The sequence below is a fragment of the Nocardia rhamnosiphila NBRC 108938 genome (assembly GCF_000720425.1).
In the GTDB taxonomy this organism is placed as follows: Bacteria; Actinomycetota; Actinomycetes; order Mycobacteriales; family Mycobacteriaceae; genus Nocardia; species Nocardia rhamnosiphila.
The window spans coordinates 82,479-101,558 of the sequence record NZ_JOAJ01000010.1 but is presented as its reverse complement, the minus strand read 5'-3'; the positions used below and the strand labels follow the sequence as shown (position 1 = coordinate 101,558).

The following is a 19,080-nucleotide window of genomic DNA, read 5'->3' as shown; positions in this document are numbered from 1 at the left end:
CGGGCCGCGCGCCGGAAAGCCCGGCCCGTCCTGCTATCGGGGTTTCCGAGGTTGCGATCTCGGGCTGCCCGGTGTCGACGCGAGAAGTCTGCTCCGTGTGTCGTCGCCGGCCGGCTTTCTCTCCGATCCCTTCGATCCGAGCGCGCTCGCGGTGAACTTCTACTACTGTGTGCTCGCAGTAATCGAAAACCATTCTCTTTTCAGGGAACTCAGCAAGGAGTGGGTTGATGACGTCCGTCCGGAAGGCCGTGGAGGACTACTACGAGCACATCGACTCCGGCCGGTTGGCCGATGCCGTGCAGTTGATGACCGACGACGTGAAGCTGACCTTCGCCAATGCCGACCCCGTGACCGGCCGGGAAGCGGCCTCCGCCTCCATCCGGTACGTGCTCGACCAGACCACCAAGATTCGGCACACCATTTTCCATTGGATGGAGCCGCAGACCGCGGCGGACGGTACGGCCGAGGTCACCTTCGAGATCCGGATCCACTACTGGCTGAAGAACGGTACGGAACTCGATATCCCCGGGGCGGTGTACGCGAGTTTCGACGCGGACACCCAGTGCACCGAGCAGCGGCTCTACGGCGACCTCACCCAGGTGTTCGCCTGAGTCCGCCGCCTACGGTGCGCTGATACGTCGATGGCTCGGACCCGGCCGGTCCGAGCCATCGCCATATCAGCGCCGATTCGTCTCCCGCTCTTGCCTCTCCGGCGTGGCGGGCTGCCGCGTGGTGGATGGGCGTTCTCGCGCCGGGCAGTCCATCGCCTGCCGGTGTGCCGGCACGTTCGCTCGACACGGGCGGCGTTCGCCGTCGAGACCGCCGGGTGGGCTTGTGATCCGGCCCGGGCCGCGTGCCGCAGCAGAGGAGTGCGCAGCCGCTGGGTGAGCCGGGTCGGGTTGTCGCCTGAGGGCGGGGCGGCCGATGCCTTCGAGTGCGGGTTCCGGTGCGGTATCCGACCCAGACACCCGCGGCTTCCTGCGCCTGGCGATGCCGGTTTCTCGCGTCGGCGCCGTGCGTTCGGCGATTTCATCACCGGGCGGCAGCCCCGCCGTGTATCACCCGTCGGGGTTCCGGCGGCGAGCGGAGCGCGTCGCGGTCGGTTGCCAGTTGATTGCCTGTTTCCTGTAACTCAAATTTAGAGGAATTCGTTGCGAGAAAACTGGTCGCTTGTTATGTTGCCTGGGTCACTGCGGGACACCGCGGCCGTGACCGTCCTCTCCGGCTGTAGGCCGGATCCGCGAGGACGTCTCACCCCTCTCGAGGAGTTCACTATGGGTTCGTTGACCGATCTGCTCACCGCGTTGATTCCGGCACTCGGTTCGGCCGTCGCGGGTGACGGCCTCCTCGATGTTTTCATCGGTTCCCTACAGGGAAGCGTCGCCGCCTGATTCGGCGAACGATACACCCACTTTCACCGAAATTCCGATCGGAATTCCGTTAATTCAGCACTGCAAGGAGCACGACATGGGATCTCTCTTCGAAATACTGGGCATGGGCACCGCCAGCGCCGGAGGTGTCGGCACGAGTATCGTCAACGCGCTGATCACCCTGAGCGGGGGCACGCCCGCGCCCGGCAAATAGATCGCCGGTCGGAAAGGGGGTCCACCCGGTCACCACGGGTGGACCCCGTGCTCGAAAGCCACGTATACGAATTGATGATTTCACGTAGCAGGACCGCGCCGGCATATCTGCTGGCAATACTGTTCGTTCTCGCCCTGGGCGCGGCACCACGCGCCGCCGCCACCCCGGGAGCGCATATCGTCTCGCTCGCGCCCGGTGCCGGACGATCGGTCGAGGTCACGGTGTACTCACCGGCCATGCGGCGTGATATCCCGCTGCAGGTCCTGCGCCCGGCCGATACCGGTACCCCCGCGCCGACCCTTTACCTGCTCAACGGTGCCGGCGGCGGCGAAGACGCCGCGACCTGGTCCGCGCAGACCGACGTGTCCGAATTCTTCGCCGGTGAACACGTCAATGTGGTGATCCCCCGCGAGGGGGCCTTCAGCTACTACACCGACTGGCAGCAAGAGGATTCCGGCCTGGCCGCGAAACTGGGCAACAACGGCCGGAACATGTGGGCGACCTTCCTCACCGAAGAACTACCGCCCGTACTCGATGCCGCTTTCGGTACCACGGGCCGGAACGCGATCGCGGGGATCTCGATGGCCGCGACCTCGGTACTCGACCTCACCATCCGCGCGCCCCACCTCTACAGCGCGGCGGCGGCGTACAGCGGATGTGCGATGACCAGCGACCTGCTCGGTCAGGCGTTCGTCACCCTGGTGGTAAGTCTGGGCGGCGGCAACGCCGAGAACATGTGGGGCCCGACCGACGGTCCGGGGTGGCGGGAACACGACCCCTACCTGCAGGCCCACCGGCTCCCGGATATCCCCATGTACATCACCAGCGGCACCGGGCTGGCCGGGCGATACGACAGCGCCGACGACCCACGGCTCGACGGTAATCAGAAGATGCTGTGGAACCAGCTGCTCGTCGGCGGCGGAATCGAGGCCGCGGCCGACTACTGCACCCGGGCGCTCCAGCGCCGCACCCAGGAGCTCGGCCGGACCGATATCGTCTACGACCTCCGTCCTTCCGGCACCCATTCGTGGGGGTATTGGCAGGATGATCTGCACCGATCCTGGCCACTGCTGGCCGGTGCGCTGACCTCCTGAACCCACCGCGGCCGCGGTCTCGCCGGGCCCCGCCGGTATCCGGCGGGGCCCGCGGCGCGTCAGTCGAGGGCTTCCACCAGCTCGCGGAACGATTCCCGCAGCAGCTCCCGGTAGCGGTCGGGGTCCGGCATCATCGCCTTGTCGACGCTGATGGTGAGCACGATCTCCTCGCCCTGGGCCGAGATCAGGTGCCGCAGACCGTCACCGTCCATCGGCGGCAGGACACCGAACGCCCGCAGCACCGGCGCGCCGCGGAAGGTCAGCCCGGCACCCAGCGGCGGGACATTGCTGATCGTGGTGTTGTGCAGCGGTACCGAGGACAGATCGGTGAACGAGCGATGTGCTCGCGCCCGGCCGGCCACCCGCAACAACCACGCCGGCGCGGTCTCGACCCGCGCGGCGTGCCGGAGTACCGCCGGATCGCTGTTCCGGCGCCGTTCCCGGCGTACCGACTCCCGGATCGCCGCCAATCGCGCACGTGGATCCCGGTGACCGGTATGCAGATCGACCGTCATCTGGCACAGCTGATTCGCCGAATCCCATTGCGCGATCCCGCGCATCGACATCGGAACCATCGCCGCGAGTCCCTCCGGTGGCGTCTCACCCTTCTCGTCGAGGTAGGCGGCGAGCGCACCGGACACCACGGTCAGCATGACATCGTTGACCGTGACGCGTTCGGCGGACCGGTCGCGCAATGCCGTCACCTCGGGCAACGGCAGGAACACCTGCTCGATCAGTACGGTCGGGCCGATCGCGCGGTTGAAGCGGGTCGCGGGGCGTACGGGCGCCGGTTCGTGCAGCAGGCCGGCCTCGATCCGGGCGCGCGCGGTGGCGTTCGCCGCCCGGGTACGCGACAGTCCCATTGCGAAACGGCCTATACGGTAGGGAAACAGCGCGGCGGCACGTAACCCCGCCGCCGATCTCGACCACCGATTCGCCGTCGGTGCGGCCGGCGCCTCCCGGCCGCCGAAGAGTTCCAGTTCGAGTTCCCGGGTCGCCACACCGTCGCAGGCGCTGTGGTGGAATTTCAGTGCGACGACCGTGGCCTCTCCCGGGATCTCCGGAACGGCCCGGACTCGGTCGAACACCTGGATCTGCCATGGCGGTCGTGTGAGATCCATACGCGCCATGGTTATTTCCGCGAGCCGGGCGCGCACGGTGTCCCAGTCGGCTCCCGACGGTCCGGCCACCACGTGCTCGGCGATATCGAATGCCGGATCGGGAACCCAGTACGGCAGGTCCAGATCCAGTGGGACACGTCGCAATCGTCGCTGGAACAGGGGTGCGAAGCCCAGCCGTGCCCGCGCCCAATCTCGCAACGCGGCGGTATCCACCGGTTCGGCCCCGGTGGCGTCGAAAACATAGACCGCAACGATATTGGTCGGGTGCCGCTCGGTTTCGTCGTAGACGAACACCGCGTCACGGGGCGCCAACTGCTCTTTCGCCACAATGCCTTTGGCCTTTTTCGTGGCGAGAACTCCACTGTTCCCGTATATCACCATGTTTCCTGCCCAGCGGTACCGATATGAAGAATTGCCTGGTCGTGACAGGCAGCTCGGTCGATCCTAGCGTTCCGGCGCGCGGCGTCCAGGGGAATCCGGCTGTCCGGAACGTCGAAATTTCAGAACTTGGTGAATTATAGGCAATGCGCGGGCGCGTGCCGCTCGGAATTTCCCGCTGTCTCGGACGGCCTGTCGAATAGTGCATTCCGGTCGGTTTTCGGAATTGGGTCCTTGTTTCACGCCCGCGGGCATTATCTCGTTCGCCGGGTGGTTCGATGCCGGCCGGTGCCGCCCGTGGGATCGCCGTTCCCCTGGCGGACGGAGAACCTCGCGTAATAGCGGAGAAGAATCAATCGGAGCAGATCGCCGGATATTTGCTCGAGTCGGCATTGGATCGTGGAAACCTCTGCACCACAGTCTCGTTCCGATAGGCGGTGCGGAGCGCGCCCTGTCCGGCCGGGTCCGCGAGGTCCGACTCGGACAATCGAGCCGGCAGTGGCGCTACGGCGCCTCCGCCGAGTGTTCCGCGGGCCCGACCGGCACGGCGCGTCGGAACGCCGATGGCCCGGACCCGATACGGAACGGTCCAGGCCATCGGCGTCGAGGCCGGCTCACTTCGGCGCGGTGAGGTCGTAGAGCGTGACCCCGTCCACGTCCTTCGCGGTGAAGTTGTCCGCGACCCATTGGGATATCGCGGAGGACGTGCCCTGCCGACCGCCCGGCCCGGATCCGCCACCGATGAAGTAGTGGATCTGCCCGGCGGCCACGTACTGCTGGAACTGCGCCGGCGTGGGGGAGGGGTCGCTGCCGTTGAACCCGCCGATCGGCATGACCGGCAGTTCGGTGGCCAGCTGATATCCGGCGGCGCCGTTGGAGGAGATGGTGGCCGCCGCCCAGGTGTAGGCGTCGCCGTTCTCCCGCAGCAGCGCCACCAGCGCATCGCTGGGACTGCTCGCGTTCAGGAATCCGCCGCCGGGCCCGCCCCGGCGGTTGCCGTCGCGACCACCGTCACCGCCGATCGCGCCCCCGGCGGGTCCGGTCCCGCCGCCGGTCGTCGTCCCGGGCATGCCGCCGGGTCCGCCGTCCATACCAGGCATCCCACCCGTACTGCCGTCGATATTCGGCATCCCCGCGGGTCCGCCGTTCATCCCGGGAAATCCGCCGGTTCCATCGTTCCTGCCGGGGGGCATCCCAGCGGGGCCGCCGGCGATCCCCGGCATCCCGCCCGGACCAGCGTCCATTCCGACCGGGAATCCCTCGCCGCCCATACCTGGCGGCCGCATACCGCCGAACATCCCCGTGTTCGGCCCAGCGGTCGGAATCGCGCCGGCGTGGCCGGTGTTCAGCGTGTCCACTGTGTAGGCGACCGGTCCGGCCAAGCCCACCGCCGCGGCGAGAACCGCCGCCGCCACGGTAGCTCGGCCGGGCAGCGGTACGAGAAGCGCGATCGTCGCGACGATACCGCCGGCCAGTACCGCCCACCGCAGCCACGGCAGGAACTCCGCACTGCGCCAAAGCAACATCCAGGCCGTGGCGGTGGTCGAGCCGACTGCGAGCGCGGCCGCCACACGCACCCACCACCGGGACCGCTCGCGCCAGAACAGCACCGCGCCGATACCCACCAGCGCGGCGACAGCCGGGGCCAGCGCCACCGTGTAGTACTGGTGGAAGATCCCGGCCATGAAGCTGAACACCAGCCCGGTGACCAGCAGCCAGCCACCCCACAGCAGCACCTGCGCGCGGGGAGCGTCGGTGCGGGCCGCCCGGCCGCGCAGCAGCAGTCCGGCGACCAGCGCGACCAGTGCCGCGGGGATCAGCCAGGCGATCTGCCCGCCCTGCATCTGGTCGAACATCCGGGTTATCCCGGTCCGGCCCCACATACCGTTGCCGCCGGGCGGCAGTTCACCGCCCGGGCCGACACTGCCCGTCTCGTTACCGTTCAATCGCCCCAGCCCGTTGTAGCCGAGGGTCAGTTCGATGATCGAATTGTTCTGCGAACCACCGATATACGGGCGCGAATCGGCCGGCCACAGTTCCACGGCCAGAATCCACCAGCCCGCGGCCACCACCATGGCGGCACCGGCGGCGAAGAGTTGCGCGATACGTTTGCCGAGTCGCGGTGGTCCGGCGAAAAGATAGACCAGCGCGAGGACGGGCACCACCAGCATGACCTGCAACTGTTTGGCCAAAAAACCGAATCCGATGAAGGTCCCGGTGAGTACCAGCCAGCGCCCGCGTCCGTCGTCCAGCGCGCGCGTCATCGCCCACACCGCGGCGACCATCAGCAACACCAGCAGCGCGTCCGGATTGTTGAACCGGAACATCAGCGCGAACACCGGGGTCACCGCCAATGCCAGCCCGGCGATCAATCCGGCCGCCGGGCCGAACGAACGCCGCACGATCGTCCGGACCAGCGCCACCGTCGCCACCCCCAGCAGCACCTGGGGCACAAGGATGCTCCAGCTGCTCAGACCGAACAGGCGCACCGACAGCTCCATGAGCCACAGCGATGCGGGCGCCTTGTCCACGGTGATGGAATTCGCGGCATCGGAGGAACCGAAGAAGAACGCCTTCCACGACACCGAACCCGCCTGGATGGCGGCCGAATAGAAGGAGTTGGCCCAGCCGTTGGCACTCAGGTTGTACAGATAGGCGAGTCCGGTGGCGAGCAGCAGCGCCGCCGCCGCGGGGTACTCCCAGCGGTTCGCGCGTGCCGGTCCGGTAGCGGTCGTGGTTGCCGGGGGCGCCCCGGTTCCGGCCGCGGCGGCGGTCGCCGTCATCGAGCGACCTCCTCGGCTACCGGTGCGGGGCGGCCGCTCCCACGGAACACCCAGCGCAGCCCGACGAACCGCGCGAGAGTGGCGATAAGGTTCGCGACGACCAGGACGAACAACTCCAGCTGCACCGCGGCGCCGGGCGCCCAGTGGTGCAGGACGAACAGCGAACCGCTGGTGACCAGCAGCCCGAACCCGAAGATCAGCAGACCCTGGAACTGGTGCGACACCATCCCGCTCTGCCCGCGCACCCCGAAGGTGAATGCCCGGTTGGCGGCGGTATTGCCGACCGCGGTGATCAACAGGGCCGCGAAATTGGCGACCTGCGCACCGGTCATCGGTTGCAGCAGCAGGTAGAGCAGCATGTAGGCGAGGGTGGAGCCGACCCCCACCAGCGCGAACCGCACCAGCTGGCCCACCATGCCGAGCGGCACCCCGGGCACCAGCGGCTCGCGGCCCACCGCCGTGCGGAGCTCGGCCAGCGGAAGCGACCCGGTGGCCAGCGCGCGGCCCATCCGCCAGATGCCGCGCAGGTCCTTGTAGGCGGTATCGACGATATCGACGCGGCTGTCGGGGTCGTCGATCCAGTCCACCGGGACCTCGTGGATCCGCAGCCCGGCGCGTTCGGCGATGACCAGCAGTTCGGTGTCGAAGAACCACTCCCCGTCCTCGACCAGCGGGAGCAGTTTGCGCGCCACCTCGGTGCGCATGGCCTTGAAACCGCACTGGGCGTCGGAGAAGTGTGCCCGCAGTGAAGCCTTCAGCAGCAGGTTGTAGCAGCGGGAGATGAATTCGCGTTTCGGTCCGCGCACCACCCGGGACCCGGAGCCCAGCCGGGTACCGATCGCCAGATCCGAATGACCGGAGACCAGTGGTGCGACCAGCGGCAGCAGCGCATTCAGATCGGTGGAGAGATCGACATCCATATACGCGACGACCTGCGCGTCCGAATCCTGCCACACAGTGCGCAGCGCGCGCCCGCGACCTTTGGCGTCCAGGTGGACCACCCGGACACCGTCCAACTCCCCGGCGAGCAGTTCGGCCACCGCCAGCGTGGAATCGGTGCTGGCGTTGTCGGCGACGGTGATCCGCGCCGGGAACGGGAGCCCGCTGTCGAGGTAGTCGTGAAGCCGGCGCACACACACGCCGAGATCGGTTTCTTCGTTGTACACGGGAACGACCACATCCAGCACCGGCGGCGCCGCGGTGTGTTCCCTGAGGTCCGCCGCTGCGGCGAGGGTCACGGTCTCGGTCATGTGGACCAGAGTCGGTGGGCGGGCTGGGGCCCGGCTCCAGCCAACCTGGGAGGTAGCTGTGTTTATTTGCGGCGCCTTCGGCGCCGCGGGTCGGGGCCCTGTGACCCCGATTCTTCCCTCCTGCGCTCAGTCGCTGCGCTCCTTCGCTCCGTCGGTCCAGATCGGGGGCGGGCCCCGACCAGCGAGGTGGACGATCCGGAATGGGCAGAAGGTCTGTCGGCCGAGGTCACGACCAGTGCGGTTGGGTTGACAGCACTGTTATTGCTCGGTGGACGCCGTACCTGTCGGCGCCGGGCGCCGGACACGGCCGATCGTGAATGCGGATCAGGCGGGAAGGCGGCGCGCCGGGGCCGACCCGTCCGGTGTCACTGATCGAACGTCGTTGTTCCGGTCTCCACGCCATTGTGGGGATGTTCGTGACACCTCGAGTATGGACCCGCCCACCGACAGGTTCGCCGACTCGGCCGACGTCAGCTCAGCCGCCACAGCGGGGAGACCGGACCGTGGCCTTTGCCCAGGTCGTAGGCGGCTTCCAGGCTGCGCCGGGTCCATTCCTTGGCGAATTCGAAGGCGTCGGGGACCGAGTAGCCGTGGGCCAGCGCGCAGGCCAGGGCCGCGGCCAGGGTGTCACCGCCGCCGTGATCGTTGCCGGTCTCGATACGCGGGGCGGTGAACTCCAAGAACCGGTTGCCGTCGAACAACAGATCAGTGCTCTGCGCCGAGGTGCGCAGGTGGCCGCCCTTCACCACGACCCAGCGCGGTCCGAGCCCGTGCAGCGCCTCGGCGGCGATGCGCGCGGATGCCGCGTCGGTGACCTCCACCCCGGTCAGCAATCGCACCTCGTCCAGGTTCGGGGTGACGATGGTGGCCAGTGGGAACAGCGTGTACCGCACGGCATCGAGTGCTTCGGTGTGCAGCAGCGGGTCGCCGTGCATGGAAGCCGCGACGGGGTCGACCACCAGCGGCACCTCGGTGTCGTGCCCGATGCCGACCTCGCGGCAGACTCCGGCCACGGCCTCGATGATGTCCCCGGAGGCGAGCATGCCCGTCTTCGCGGCGCCGATACCGATATCGCCGGCCACCGAGCGCACCTGGTCCGCGACCACCTGCGGGGGAATCTCGTGGAACCCGCTCACGCCCACTGTGTTCTGCACGGTCACCGCGGCCACCGCCACCAGGGCGTGTACCCCGCACAGGGCCATGGTCCGGGTATCGGCCTGGATTCCGGCCCCGCCGCCCGAATCGGTACCGGCGATGGTGAGCACCCGGACCGGGGTCTGCCCGGGGGGCGTCAACGGCAACAATCTCACCCGGTCACCCTACGTGGGCGGGGTTCGCGCCCGGGTGGGTGTCTCGAGTCGGCGAGCCTCAGACCCAGGCTTTGAGCGGTTCGGTGTCCAGGGCCAGACCGACAGGGTCGGGCAGGTCGACGCTGTCACCGATCGAGACGGTCACCCGGCGCTGGTAGCGCGCGCCCGAGGGTTGGCTGAACACCGTGATCTCGCCGAATTCCCGGTCGATCAGAAGGTAGATCGGAATCCCGGTGGCCGCGTAGGCGATCGGCTTTGCCCGACGAGTCAGCGGATGGTGTGGTCGATGATCCGGCGGGCCGCCCGGTCGGTGCGTTCGGTATCGCCGGTGATGAGCCGGTCCTGCAGGATGCCGCGCAACCCGGAGACCAGCACGGTGGCCACCACTTCGGGTTCGTCGTCCGGGTTCAGTGCGCGCAGGCCCGCGGTGAGGGCGGTGACGAACGCCGCGGTGGCCTGGTCGGCGTAGCCGGCGTAGGGGCCGTGGGGCGCGCAGGCCGCGCCGAGGACCTGGAGCATCACCCGCACGCTGACCGATCCCGATCCGGTGGTGTTCGAACGCCAGAAATCCCAGAGCCGTTCCCGCAGCGTGGCGGCGTCGTGTACTTCGGCGAATACGGCCGTGAGATCCGGGCGATGGGTTGCCAGAGCCTGGACCAGCAGTTCTTCCTTGGTTCCGAAGTAATAGATCAGCATTCGAGAACTGGTGCCCAGGGCGGCGGCCAGGGGACGCAGCGAGAGGTCCGCGAGTCCGCGTTCGGCGATGTAGCGCACCACCGCGTCGAGGATCTCGGCGCGTTTGGCGTGGTCGAGTGGACGGGCCATGGGTTGACTGTAGCGAACGCTACAGGTATTCATGATCCCGTGACTGTACCGATCGCTTCAGAAACTCCGTCGGCGGCGCAGGTGGTCGTCACCGGGTACGCGGGCGCCACCTCGATCGCCGGCGATATGGACGAGACCTGGTCGGGCCTGCTGGACGGCCGGACCGGTATCACCACCCTCGACGACGATTTCGTCGCCGAATACGACCTGCCCGTACGTATCGGTGGCAAGCTCGCCGCGCATCCGGGTGCGCAGCTCACCCGGGTCGAACAGCGCAGGCACTCCTATGTCGAACAGCTCGCCCTCGTGCTCGGACGGCAGGTCTGGCGCGCGGCGGGCCGACCGGAGGTGGAGGGCGAACGGCTCGCGGTGAGTATCGGCACCGGGCTCGGCGGCGGCGACGCGCTCATCGACGCGGTCGACGCGATGCGCGCCGGTGGCTACCGCAAGGTCTCGCCCATGGCGGTGCCCATGGTCATGCCCAACGGCCCGGCGGCGGCCGTCGGCCTGGAAATCGGCGCGAAGGCAGGGGTTTTCGCGCCGGTCTCGGCGTGCTCGTCCGGTACCGAGGCCATCGCGCAGGCCTGGCGGCTGATCGCCACCGGCGAGGCGGATGTGGTGGTGGCCGGTGGCGTGGAGGGCCATATACACGCCGTACCGATCGCCGGTTTCGCCATGATGCGGGCGATGAGCACCCGCAACGACGATCCCGTCGCCGCCTCGCGGCCGTTCGACCGGGACCGTGACGGTTTCGTCTTCGGCGAAGCGGGTGCGCTACTGGTGCTGGAATCGGAGCGCCACGCCCGCGCCCGGGGCGCCCGTGTCCATGCCCGGGTGCTCGGTGCCGGCATCACCTCCGACGCCTATCACATCGTCGCTTCGGATCCGGCGGGCGAGGGCGCGGCGCGCGCCATGCGCAAGGCGATCGCCGTCGCGGGTCTCACGCCCGCCGATATCGGGCATATCAACGCCCATGCCACCTCGACATCCATCGGTGACGCCTCGGAAGCGGCCGCGATCGAGGCGGTTACGCCCGACGCCTCGGTCTACGCCCCCAAATCGGCGCTCGGGCATTCCATCGGTGCGGTCGGCGCCCTGGAAACCATCCTCACCGCGCTCACCCTGCGGGAACAGGTCGTACCGCCCACCCTCAATCTCGAGAACCCGGAGGTGGACCTGGATATCGTGCACGGCCGGGCCCGGCCGCAGCGGATCGAGTACGCCCTGACGAATTCGTTCGGGTTCGGCGGTCACAATGTGACGCTGGCGCTGGGCCGCGCCTGACGCGACGGCCGGCGGAGGCGCCACCGGGGGCCGCGCCGACCTCTTCGACCGAGCGCCGCAGCGTGCGGGGCCGGACGCGTTTCGTGCGTACGGCCCCGGACTCGTCACCGCGGAAGGCCGGGCCGGCGCAGGTGACGGCCGAATCGGCGCCCGGCCGCCACCGGGCGCGGATCGGCCGTCCGGGGATCAGCCCGGCACCTTGTCCAGGAAGCCCAGCACCGTTTCGATCCGGCCCTGCTCGTCGGTGACCAGAACATCGAAACCGATGATCACCGGCTCGGCGCCCGCGGGCCCCAGGCCCCACTGGAACCGGACCTGACGGTGGTGGGCATCCGGGTCCCCGACCGGGGTGAAGACGAACCCGGGGAATTGTTCGTGCACCGCGCCGATGGTCGCGCCGATCGCGTCGAGGCCGGCCGCCTCGGCCAGCGGATCGATGTAGGACGCTTCCGGGGCCCAGTGGGTGTTCAGCAGTTCTTTCCGGACAGCCGCATCGGTGGCGTTCCAGGTCTGCAGGTAGGCGGTGACGGTGTCTTTCATCGGAGTTCCTTCCGGGGTTGTGTGAACCAGGTGCCATAAGCATCACCGGGATCGGCGGCCCCGACGATTACCTCGGAGGTAATGGGATCGGTTACTGCGGCGGCTACGATTTCGGATGTGATGATCTCGGATACCGAACCCTCGGTCGGCGGCCTACTGCGGTCCTGGCGGGAGCGGCGCCGGTTGAGTCAGTTGCAGCTCGCGTCGGAGGCCGAGGTGTCCACCCGCCATCTGAGTTTCGTGGAGACCGGCCGCTCCCGGCCCACGCGCGAGATGGTCGAACGACTGGCCGGGCACCTGGACGTCCCGCTGCGCGAACGAAACGAACTGCTCCTCGCGGCCGGTTACGCGCCGAGTTACGGCCAGCGCGAGGTGGACGCACCGGAACTGCGGTCGGTGATGGACGCCTTCCGGCTCCTACTCGACGCGCACCTCCCGCATCCGGCCCTGGTGCTGGACCGGTGCTGGGATGTGGTCGACCGCAATGCCGCCACCGACGCGCTGCTCGACGGTTGTGCCCCCGAGCTGCTGGAACCGCCTGTCAATGCCATCCGTATCTCATTGCACCCCGGCGGCCTCGCGCCCCGGATCCGCAACCTCGGTCAGTGGCGCAACCATCTGCTCGGCCAGGTGCGCGGGCGGTTGGAAGCCACCGGCGACAGCCGGCTGAAAGCGCTGCTCGACGAGGTATCCGCCTATCCGTGCCACGCCGGCGGCGCCCGGGCCCGCACCGATGTGGTGGTGCCGTTGCAGTTGCGGGTGGGCGACGCGGAACTCTCCTTCTTCAGCATCACCGCCTCGGCCCTGTCGGCCACCGACGTCACCATCGACGAACTCCATATCGAAGCCTTCTACCCCGCCGACGAGGCGACGGCCCGGCTGTTCCGCACCTGAGCCGCCACCCGGAGCCGTAGACGCTCGCTTATGCGGGCGAGCGTTCGAGCCATGGTTCGTCCAGCTCCTGATTGCTGTACTGGAACCAGCCACAAGGCAGAGGTTTTCGAGACAGGAGCAATCATGCGAATCGCGGTTTTCGGAGCGACCGGCACGGTCGGACGGCACATCGTCGAGCAGGCGCTGGCGCGCGGATACGAGGTCACCGCGTTGACCCGTGACGCCGGCCGGATCACCCGCACCCACGAACGCCTGCACATCGTGGAGGGGGATGTGCTCGATCCGGGTGCGGTCGAGCGCGCCGTCTTCGGCCAGGACGCCGTACTGGTGGCACTGGGCAACGGGCGCAAGGGCGTGGTGCGGGCGGAGGGCACCCGCACGGTTATCGAGGCGATGAACCGTACCGGCGTGAAACGGCTGATCTGCCAGTCCACGCTGGGTGTCGGCGACAGCCGTGCCAATCTGGATTTCCTCTGGAAGTACATCATGTTCGGCCTGCTGCTGCGCCCGGCCTACGCCGACCACCAGCAGCAGGAGTCCCATGTCCGGGCCAGCGATCTGGAGTGGACCATCGTGCGGCCCAGCGCCTTCACCGACGGCCCCCGCACCGGCGCCTACCGGCGTGGCTTCGGTGCCGACGAGACCGGGCTGAGCCTGAAGATCGCCCGTGCCGATATCGCGGAGTTCCTGCTCGATCAGATCACCGACCGGACCTATGTGCACCGGGCGCCCGGGATCTCCAACTGAACGGCTCCGGAAGTGGTTGCGGTGAGGTCTGCGGGCCAGGCGAGTACCGGATCCGCTGTAGTCGCGGTCCGTTCCGAGCCGAGCCCGCCACCGGGGTCGGGCTATCGCACGGGCGCGCCCGCGACGCCTGGCGGGCCCGGCGCGCGGAATATCTCCGGTGCCGCCGGCAGGTAGCCCGGTGGGTGGAATCAGGGAGACATCGACCGGGGAGGCCGAGCGCATGGCCCGGTTCAGCTGTGCTCGTGCAGCGTGTCCCAGGTGGGGAAGGGGTCCGGGTAGCGCACCCACGCGCGCGGCCCGGCGGCGTATTCGGCGTCGGTGAGCAGGGCCGCGTCGAGCGCGGCGCGCAAACTTTCCCGGTCCAGTGTCACTCCGATGAATACGATCTCCTGTCCGGCCGGGATCTCCAGTGCCGACCACCGGGCCGCGGGTTCGAAGGTGAGGTTCGGCCCGGCCTGCGACCAGACCGCGGCGATCTCGGGACGGCCGGCGATCCAGCAGAAACCTTTGCTGCGCAACAGCCTGCGCAGCCCGGCGAGGACGTCGGCGAGGCGTTGCGGGTGGAACGGCCGGTCGGCGGTGTAGGTGAGACTGCTGATGCCGTATTCCTCGGTTTCGGGAGTGTGCCCGCCCGCCAGTTCCGCGTCCCAGCCTTCGGCGGTGGCGGCGACGGCCGGGTCGTAGCGGCCGGTGTCGAGTACCTCGGCCAGTTCGACGATCCCCTTGCTGGTGCGGATCAGTCGGGCGCGCGGATTCATTCGCCGTAGCGTCGCCTCCACCGCGCCGGCCACCGCCGGGCTCACCAGATCGATTTTGTTGAGCAGTAGAACGTCGGCGAATTCGACCTGATCGGAGAGGAGTTCGGCGATACCGCGTTCGTCCCCGGCGCCGGCCTCCAGATTCCGGGAGGCGAGGGTCTCGCCGCGGGTCACCTCGGTGAGGAAGGTCGAGGCGTCCACCACGGTGACCATGGTGTCGAGCCGGGCCAGCTCGCCCAGGGAGAACCCGTCCTCGAATTCCCATTCGAAGGTCGCCGCCACCGGCATGGGCTCGGAGATGCCGGTGGATTCGATGACCAGCTGGTCGAAGCGCCCGTCGCGCGCCAGCCGGCCCACCGCCTCGATGAGGTCCTCGCGCAGGGTGCAGCAGATGCAGCCGTTGGTGAGCTCGACGAGCTTCTCCTCGGTCCGGTCGAGATGGCCCTGCCCCGCGATCAGCGCCGCGTCGATGTTCACCTCGCTCATATCGTTCACGATCACCGCGACGCGCCGCCCTTCCCGGTTGGCGAGTATGTGGTTGAGCAGGGTGGTCTTGCCGGCGCCGAGGAACCCCGACAGGACGGTTACGGGCAGGGGGTGGAGTGGTGCGGTCGCGTTCATCAGTTAATGGTAACCATTGTCAATAAGGCGCGACTCTGTGCGGTGGGTGGTCTCGTGCTCGTCGGATTAAGATCGGGCGCTATACGTCCCGACGGTCCGGAGGGAAACGGCCGCCAGGACGGACTACGTATGGACACTCGCAGGAAATGATTGCCGTACTTGGTTCCGCTGGTGATCAGATGCGAGGAGGGCCGGGCTTCCGATGCTCCGCGATATGACGGCCCGTGCTCGCGGCGTACGCAGAAGGCGTACCCGATCAGGGTGAGCGGCGCTCTACAGGGGCTCATGGCCCGTATCAAAAACCTGCTCATCCGGGACACCGGGGATATCAGCCGCGTCGTTTCGGCGCAGCCCGAAGGTGCCGGCAGGAGGCTGGTCTCAGCAGACGAGCTCTGGCGCGGACAGGACCGCCCGGACCTGCCCGCGTCGGAAACGCGGTGGCGACTCGACGACAGGGGCGGACCGGGGCCCTGGGCACGCCGCTCATCGGTTTATCGGCCGGACGAGGCGGAACTGCGGCTACAGAACGCGCATCTGACGCCCGACGTCGAGCGGACGCTGCAACTGCCCGACTCCGTGAACGAGGTGCAGGTCATGCGGACACGCGACCCGTTGCCGGGCCGCGACGGGGAAGGCCTGGTCGTTTTCAAGCCCTCCTCAGGAGAGGAATTCGGCAAGAAGAATTGGTTGCCGCACACGCCGGGAGCGCTCGCCCGACGCGAAGTCGCCGCCTATCGAATGGACCGGCTCTTCGGCTTCGGGCTGGTACCGCCCACCGCGCTCGTCAACACACAGGGCAGGGAAGGGATGGTCCAGCAGTTCGTGGATTTCGGTCCCATGACCTGGGTCAACGGATTCGACGACGCACAACGGCAACGGGCGGCGGTGCTCCACTATGTGATCGGTGCGGGCGACGGACGGCGCGGCAACTACCGGCCGGATCGCAATGGGAACCTCGTCCTGTACGACCACGGATATTCCTTTCCGGAGCCGGCACATCCGACGAGAGGAGCCGACGAGCTCGGCCCCGGCACGGATTTCGTTCTGCGCTCCGACTTCGTCACATTCGACCCGAAAACCCAGCTCGATGACGACGTACTCCGCGCCGTGGACGCGATCGACCATCGGGACATACGCAGTGCGCTGGCGGATCTCGACCTGGACCCGAGGGCCATCGACGGGGTGCTCCAGCGGCTGAACGAGATACGGGAACTTCGTACGATACCGGGCATATGAACCGGCCGACGTGTTCGGCCCCCACCGATCGTCGGCGGGGGCCGAACACCTCATCCACCCGGCCGCCCCCGGCGACGGGCCCGCCCCCGGCCTTCGGAGCTCGAGGAAACCCGAGGTTGCCCGACTGTGAGCGCTGGCACAGGAGTCGGCGTCATCGGGCCATGGGTAAGTACACCCGCTTCCCTTTTTCGGTGAACTCGGCCGACTTCTCCGCCATGCCCGCCTCGATGGCATCGACATCCGTCAGATTGTGCTGCTCCGCGTACTCGCGTACGTCCGCGGAGATGCGCATGGAACAGAATTTCGGACCGCACATCGAGCAGAAATGCGCCGTCTTCGCCGGTTCGGCGGGCATCGTCTCGTCGTGATATTCACGCGCGGTATCGGGATCCAGTGACAGCGCGAACTGGTCGCGCCAGCGGAATTCGAACCGGGCCTTGGACAACTCGTCATCCCGGAGCTGAGCGTGCGGATGGCCTTTGGCCAGGTCGGCGGCGTGCGCGGCGATCTTGTAAGTGATGACGCCGGTTTTCACATCATCACGGTCGGGCAGGCCGAGATGTTCCTTCGGTGTGACGTAGCACAGCATCGCGGTCCCGGCCTGCGCGATGATCGCCGCGCCGATGGCCGAGGTGATGTGGTCGTAGGCGGGCGCGATATCGGTGGCCAGCGGACCGAGGGTGTAGAAGGGGGCTTCTTCGCACAGCTCTTCTTCCAGCCGCACGTTCTCCACGATCTTGTGCATCGGCACGTGGCCGGGGCCCTCGATCATCACCTGGACACCGTGCGATTTCGCGATGGTGGTCAGTTCGCCGAGCGTACGGAGTTCGGCGAACTGCGCCTCGTCGTTGGCGTCGGCGATGGAACCGGGCCGCAGCCCGTCACCCAGCGAGAAAGTGACGTCATAGCGCGCCAGGATTTCGCACAGCTCCTCGAAATGGGTGTACAGGAAAGACTCCCGGTGGTGGGCCAGGCACCACGCGGCCATGATCGAACCGCCGCGCGAGACGATTCCGGTGACCCGTTTCGCGGTCAGCGGCACGTAGCGCAGCAGTACCCCGGCGTGCACGGTCATATAGTCGACGCCCTGCTCGCACTGCTCGATCACGGTGTCGCGGTAGATATCCCAGGTGAGCGCGGTCGGATCACCGCCGACCTTCTCCAGAGCCTGATAGATCGGCACCGTGCCCACCGGGACCGGAGAGTTGCGCAGGATCCACTCGCGGGTCTCGTGGATGTTCTTGCCGGTGGACAGATCCATGATCGTGTCGGCGCCCCAGCGGGTGGCCCACACCATCTTCTCGACCTCCTCGGCGATCGAGGACGAGACGGCCGAATTGCCGATATTGGCGTTGATCTTCACCAGGAACTTCTTGCCGATAACGGTCGGCTCCAATTCCGGATGCCGGTGGTTGGCCGGGATCACCGCGCGGCCGGCGGCGACCTCCGCACGCACGAGCTCCGCCGGTACGCCCTCCCGGGCGGCGACGAAGCGCATCTCCGGGGTCACGATCCCCGCCCGGGCCCAGGCGAGCTGAGTACGCGGGCCGGGCACATCCGGTTTGTCCCACTCGTTCCGGAGCGCGGGCAGACCCGCCTCCAGATCGATCGTCGCGGTGTCGTCGGTGTACGGGCCGGACGTGTCGTAGACATCGAAATGGTCACCGTTGGTCAGCTCGATCCGGCGCACCGGAATACGTAGGCCGTCGATATCCCGATAGTGCTTGACGCTGCCCTCGATCGGACCGGTGGTCACCGAATCGACAGGTGTGATCGTCATATTTCCTCCCTACGCCGGCATTACCCGGTCAGGTTCATACGGTCGACAGCCCTGAGCGCTCCGTGGAGCTAGCCGTCCTCTCAGCCCGCTGGTGCGAGCCCCCGTTGGCATGTGAAATTTTCCGCCGCCGACCATACCCGCCCGCGAACCGTCTCGGTCCCGGACGGCGAACTCCGCCGGTTCCGGCGTCCTACCGTCACCGCCGGGCCCCGCCCGCGGCCCGCCGGAAGCGGGGCGGATAAGCACAGAGTGTTCGGTGCGGCTGTTGTGGACTGCGAGAGATAGGGTCTATCCGTGACCCTCTCGCATGGATCGCTGATGACCGTCGACGAGTTCGAGGAACTCGACGCGGCGGCCCAGCGGATTTCCGAAGGGCTGCGGCTCGAATATCTGAACGGCCTGCTGGCCGCGAAGGCACGACCGGATACCAACCACACCCGGGTCGTGCAGTGGCTGGCGCGGTTCCTGGTGCCGCGCCGGTCCGAACTGTGGCTTTTCGCCGATCGCGGCCTGCGGGCCGGGCGTACCGGCGGCAGCCGGGTGCGACCCGACGCCATCCTCGCGCCCGCGTCGGCCTTCGCCGGTGAAGGTGAATGGTCGGACCCGCAGCCGGTGTTCATGACCATCGAGATCAGTTCCCGGGCCCAGCACACCGAACTGCGGGATCGGCTCGACAAGCCGTTCCTGTACGCGGCCACGGGTATCCCGCTCTACTTCCTGATCGACCGCGGCGCCGCGGAGGTGAGCGTGTACAGCGAGCCCGAGGACGGGCGCTACAGCACCAAGGTGACCGTGCCGTTCGGCACCGATATCGAAATTCCCGAGCCGCTCGGTGTCTTCCTCGCCACCGATCCGCTCGCGGACTGGCTGTAACG

16 protein-coding genes are annotated in these 19,080 nt (G+C 67.9%); 7 read left to right on the top strand and 9 right to left on the bottom strand.

Annotation, left to right across the window (positions count from 1 at the left end):
• The first annotated feature begins 227 nt into the window (after positions 1-227).
• Together IG75_RS0129940 and IG75_RS0129925 are read left to right on the top strand one after the other, a co-directional pair.
• The gene (locus tag IG75_RS0129940; protein WP_081877235.1) at positions 228-611 is read left to right on the top strand and encodes a nuclear transport factor 2 family protein; all 384 of its coding nucleotides are present in this window, start codon (positions 228-230) and stop codon (positions 609-611) included.
• Between the two features lie 1,047 nt (positions 612-1,658).
• Positions 1,659-2,678 carry an alpha/beta hydrolase gene (locus IG75_RS0129925; RefSeq protein WP_030524700.1) on the top strand — a complete coding sequence of 340 codons (1,020 nt, stop codon included), beginning with the start codon at positions 1,659-1,661 and terminating at the stop codon, positions 2,676-2,678.
• A gap of 59 nt (positions 2,679-2,737) precedes the next feature.
• Here the strand turns inward: IG75_RS0129925 and IG75_RS0129920 are convergent, their stop codons facing one another.
• The 6 genes from IG75_RS0129920 to IG75_RS0129890 all read right to left on the bottom strand — a co-directional run bounded on the left by IG75_RS0129920 (position 2,738) and on the right by IG75_RS0129890 (position 10,345).
• Positions 2,738-4,180: a wax ester/triacylglycerol synthase family O-acyltransferase gene (locus IG75_RS0129920; RefSeq protein ID WP_051715106.1), complete on the bottom strand. Its 1,443-nt coding sequence runs from the start codon at positions 4,178-4,180 to the stop codon at positions 2,738-2,740.
• A gap of 611 nt (positions 4,181-4,791) precedes the next feature.
• The gene (locus tag IG75_RS0129910) at positions 4,792-6,960 is read right to left on the bottom strand and encodes a glycosyltransferase family 39 protein (RefSeq protein ID WP_030524697.1); all 2,169 of its coding nucleotides are present in this window, start codon (positions 6,958-6,960) and stop codon (positions 4,792-4,794) included.
• A complete protein-coding gene (locus tag IG75_RS0129905) occupies positions 6,957-8,210 on the bottom strand; it encodes a bifunctional glycosyltransferase family 2/GtrA family protein (RefSeq protein ID WP_030524696.1) in 1,254 nt (417 codons plus the stop codon). The genes IG75_RS0129910 and IG75_RS0129905 overlap by 4 nt, the downstream gene beginning before the upstream one ends.
• 470 nt (positions 8,211-8,680) lie before the next feature.
• Positions 8,681-9,520 carry a bifunctional hydroxymethylpyrimidine kinase/phosphomethylpyrimidine kinase gene (gene thiD / locus IG75_RS0129900; protein ID WP_030524695.1) on the bottom strand — a complete coding sequence of 280 codons (840 nt, stop codon included), beginning with the start codon at positions 9,518-9,520 and terminating at the stop codon, positions 8,681-8,683.
• A 58-nt stretch (positions 9,521-9,578) separates the two neighbouring features.
• Positions 9,579-9,791 carry a Uma2 family endonuclease gene (locus IG75_RS38580; RefSeq protein ID WP_081877234.1) on the bottom strand — a complete coding sequence of 71 codons (213 nt, stop codon included), beginning with the start codon at positions 9,789-9,791 and terminating at the stop codon, positions 9,579-9,581.
• The gene (locus tag IG75_RS0129890) at positions 9,788-10,345 is read right to left on the bottom strand and encodes a TetR/AcrR family transcriptional regulator (protein ID WP_030524694.1); all 558 of its coding nucleotides are present in this window, start codon (positions 10,343-10,345) and stop codon (positions 9,788-9,790) included. The genes IG75_RS38580 and IG75_RS0129890 overlap by 4 nt, the downstream gene beginning before the upstream one ends.
• Before the next feature lie 39 nt (positions 10,346-10,384).
• Between IG75_RS0129890 and IG75_RS0129885 the strand changes: the two genes are divergently transcribed.
• The gene (locus tag IG75_RS0129885) at positions 10,385-11,629 is read left to right on the top strand and encodes a KasA/KasB family beta-ketoacyl-ACP synthase (RefSeq protein ID WP_051715104.1); all 1,245 of its coding nucleotides are present in this window, start codon (positions 10,385-10,387) and stop codon (positions 11,627-11,629) included.
• A 186-nt stretch (positions 11,630-11,815) separates the two neighbouring features.
• Here the strand turns inward: IG75_RS0129885 and IG75_RS0129880 are convergent, their stop codons facing one another.
• Positions 11,816-12,169, bottom strand: a complete 354-nt coding sequence (locus tag IG75_RS0129880) for a nuclear transport factor 2 family protein (protein ID WP_030524692.1) — start codon at positions 12,167-12,169, stop codon at positions 11,816-11,818.
• 120 nt (positions 12,170-12,289) lie between these two features.
• On the opposite strand from IG75_RS0129880, the gene IG75_RS0129875 reads away from it, so the two are divergent.
• Together IG75_RS0129875 and IG75_RS0129870 are read left to right on the top strand one after the other, a co-directional pair.
• Positions 12,290-13,063: a helix-turn-helix domain-containing protein gene (locus tag IG75_RS0129875; RefSeq protein WP_030524691.1), complete on the top strand. Its 774-nt coding sequence runs from the start codon at positions 12,290-12,292 to the stop codon at positions 13,061-13,063.
• Positions 13,064-13,186: 123 nt separating this feature from the next.
• Complete coding sequence (locus IG75_RS0129870) at positions 13,187-13,810, top strand: NAD(P)-dependent oxidoreductase (RefSeq protein WP_030524690.1); 624 nt, start codon at positions 13,187-13,189, stop codon at positions 13,808-13,810.
• 230 nt (positions 13,811-14,040) lie between these two features.
• On the opposite strand, the gene IG75_RS0129865 is transcribed toward IG75_RS0129870, so the two are convergent.
• Positions 14,041-15,189: a GTP-binding protein gene (locus tag IG75_RS0129865; RefSeq protein WP_030524689.1), complete on the bottom strand. Its 1,149-nt coding sequence runs from the start codon at positions 15,187-15,189 to the stop codon at positions 14,041-14,043.
• 285 nt (positions 15,190-15,474) lie between these two features.
• On the opposite strand from IG75_RS0129865, the gene IG75_RS0129860 reads away from it, so the two are divergent.
• Positions 15,475-16,425 carry a protein kinase family protein gene (locus IG75_RS0129860; RefSeq protein WP_030524688.1) on the top strand — a complete coding sequence of 317 codons (951 nt, stop codon included), beginning with the start codon at positions 15,475-15,477 and terminating at the stop codon, positions 16,423-16,425.
• A 151-nt stretch (positions 16,426-16,576) separates the two neighbouring features.
• Here IG75_RS0129860 and thiC read toward each other — a convergent pair whose 3' ends face one another.
• Complete coding sequence (gene thiC, locus IG75_RS0129855) at positions 16,577-18,205, bottom strand: phosphomethylpyrimidine synthase ThiC (protein ID WP_030524687.1); 1,629 nt, start codon at positions 18,203-18,205, stop codon at positions 16,577-16,579.
• A gap of 294 nt (positions 18,206-18,499) precedes the next feature.
• Between thiC and IG75_RS0129850 the strand changes: the two genes are divergently transcribed.
• Entirely contained in the window at positions 18,500-19,078 is a 579-nt protein-coding gene (locus tag IG75_RS0129850) for a Uma2 family endonuclease (RefSeq protein WP_245713357.1), read from the top strand.
• Positions 19,079-19,080 lie beyond the last annotated feature (2 nt).

Bases quoted from the DNA above. Each gene is read 5' to 3' on its own strand.
- IG75_RS0129940 (WP_081877235.1), top strand. From the start codon at position 228: ATGACGTCCGTCCGGAAGGCCGTGGAGGACTACTACGAGCACATCGAC.
- IG75_RS0129925 (WP_030524700.1), top strand. From the start codon at position 1,659: ATGATTTCACGTAGCAGGACCGCGCCGGCATATCTGCTGGCAATACTG.
- IG75_RS0129920 (WP_051715106.1), bottom strand. From the start codon at position 4,180: ATGGTGATATACGGGAACAGTGGAGTTCTCGCCACGAAAAAGGCCAAA.
- IG75_RS0129910 (WP_030524697.1), bottom strand. From the start codon at position 6,960: ATGACGGCGACCGCCGCCGCGGCCGGAACCGGGGCGCCCCCGGCAACC.
- IG75_RS0129905 (WP_030524696.1), bottom strand. From the start codon at position 8,210: ATGACCGAGACCGTGACCCTCGCCGCAGCGGCGGACCTCAGGGAACAC.
- IG75_RS0129890 (WP_030524694.1), bottom strand. From the start codon at position 10,345: ATGGCCCGTCCACTCGACCACGCCAAACGCGCCGAGATCCTCGACGCG.
- IG75_RS0129880 (WP_030524692.1), bottom strand. From the start codon at position 12,169: ATGAAAGACACCGTCACCGCCTACCTGCAGACCTGGAACGCCACCGAT.
- IG75_RS0129875 (WP_030524691.1), top strand. From the start codon at position 12,290: ATGATCTCGGATACCGAACCCTCGGTCGGCGGCCTACTGCGGTCCTGG.
- IG75_RS0129870 (WP_030524690.1), top strand. From the start codon at position 13,187: ATGCGAATCGCGGTTTTCGGAGCGACCGGCACGGTCGGACGGCACATC.
- IG75_RS0129865 (WP_030524689.1), bottom strand. From the start codon at position 15,189: ATGAACGCGACCGCACCACTCCACCCCCTGCCCGTAACCGTCCTGTCG.
- IG75_RS0129860 (WP_030524688.1), top strand. From the start codon at position 15,475: ATGGCCCGTATCAAAAACCTGCTCATCCGGGACACCGGGGATATCAGC.
- thiC (WP_030524687.1), bottom strand. From the start codon at position 18,205: ATGACGATCACACCTGTCGATTCGGTGACCACCGGTCCGATCGAGGGC.